General features: G+C 35.4%; 1 protein-coding gene. It reads right to left on the reverse strand.

Annotated features, from left to right (window positions below):
* Positions 1–1,460: 1,460 nt before the first annotated feature.
* Positions 1,461–1,880, reverse strand: coding sequence for a hypothetical protein (locus FTV41_RS14535; RefSeq protein ID WP_179996745.1), 420 nt, complete (start codon positions 1,878–1,880; stop codon positions 1,461–1,463).
* Positions 1,881–1,882 lie beyond the last annotated feature (2 nt).

Genomic DNA, 1,882 nt, shown 5'->3' on the forward strand with positions numbered 1-1,882 from the left:
AACTAGCGTTCATTAATGCGTTATCTTTCACAACAAGCTCATTCTTCATCTTCAAAGCATATTATTATTCAAAGTAAGGACACTGTATAAAGTTATCATTAAAAGGTCAATATTAATTAAGTCCTTAAATCAAGACTAAATGTCCTTTTATAACCGACTAAATGTCCTTTTATAACCGACTAAATGTCCTTTTATAACCGACTAAATGTCCTTTTATAGGGCTTGAAACCCTTCTGTAGTAAGGGTTTAAGAGTGTCTAAAAGCATTTAAAAGCTTTAAAATATATATAAAAGCATAAGTGAGCATGGAAAACAGCCCTATGCCCTCGCTAAAGCTCGGACGTTTTAACCTCGCTAAAGCTCGGTTGAGGGGCTGTTTTTTTTAAATAGAAGTTGAGGATTTAATAAAAAAAGAAACTAGGCCTTCGCTTCGCTCAGTAATCTTTATGCTCGCTTCGCTCGTTTAGATTCTAATTAATACAGTTCGCACCCTTCGGGATGCTCTATATCTTTCGTTAAGAAGCAAAGGGGGGGCTTGTAATCAGGGAAAAGGCAGGGGCAAAATTTTAATGCCAGGTGATCGCTCGTAGACACTCGCTCGGTTCTTACTGGAATGAATTTAATTATTAAAATATCTAATTAAAACCGTAGAACATAAAAAATAGAAAAGTTGCCGCCCTGTTGCTCTATGATTCAAGGCGGCAATCTCTAATATAATGATATTGAAGGAAAAAACAGTTATATTATGTTAATTTTAAGAAAACTTCAGAACTGATCTACTTACTGATAATAAATGCTCTGCCTAAGCGTTTTAGTATTTTTTCGATAGTGGGTTCTAAGACTTCTGGAGTTAGATTTAGTTTAATTTCTACAGGATAAGAGGTTAATAACTCTTTGATAGGAGGCCTTTGTTCATCAGGCAGACACTCGATTAGAATCATTAGAACTTTAGGCTCGAAGCATCTTTTTGATGTGGCTTTGAGAGTTAGGCTAGGCATGGACCACCTAAGTTATAATATTTTATATAAGTACCACTATATCAGATATTTAAATAAAAAAAATCCCAGCAGGTGCAGTGCTGAGATTAGGCGCTTTCTGGGCTTAGTTATTATCGTTATCAAAAAAGTATAACTCAGTTTTTGCTTAATTAACTTTCTTTTTAACTAACTCCAATTTACTTAACTCTTGCCTTTTTTTCTGATCATTTTCGATCTTAATAACCATAGCTAAAATGAAAACCATTACTATAAAACTTAGGAAAATCAAATGTTTTCTCATTTTTAATTCCTTTTTTTAGTATCTAAGAGTGCCTTTATTCTTTGCAAATTGATATGACATAAAAAATCAAAATTTAGCTCGATGCTTTGAAATATGGCTTTTGCCATGTTTCAAAGTCGAGCCACTTTGCGACACTAAATATCTGATAGGTTTGGGAGGAGCAGAGCAAAGTACCAGCGGCAATTATTTAGGGTCAATCACACAATAATCGCCATTTTTCCCATAGCCACATTGTTTTGTCATCACTTTAACGCATGTTTTCCCATCACATTTTGATAGATCTAAACTGTATTTTTTCAGGTTGTTTACTTCCGATCTGCGCTGCTGGATTTCATCCATACTTGGGACAAATAAAAATAACGCCAAGAACAGCACCATTACCAACGCTACAAAGGCGCTGGCAAACACGGCAATAAATTGATAGTTAAGACGGCTAGTTGCTTTATCTAACTCCTCAATACGGCTCTTTAATGCCCCTATAGCTTGTTTATTTGTCTCCTGTAGTGACTTTTCAGCCTTATCTAGTACCCCACTAGCTACTTGGGTGTAAAACGTCTCTAATCGCTTCTTATCGTCTGCTATAGCCTCTCTGTATTCCTTCATGG

This window comes from Acinetobacter sp. YH16051 (assembly GCF_013417135.1).
GTDB lineage: Bacteria > Pseudomonadota > Gammaproteobacteria > Pseudomonadales > Moraxellaceae > Acinetobacter > Acinetobacter towneri.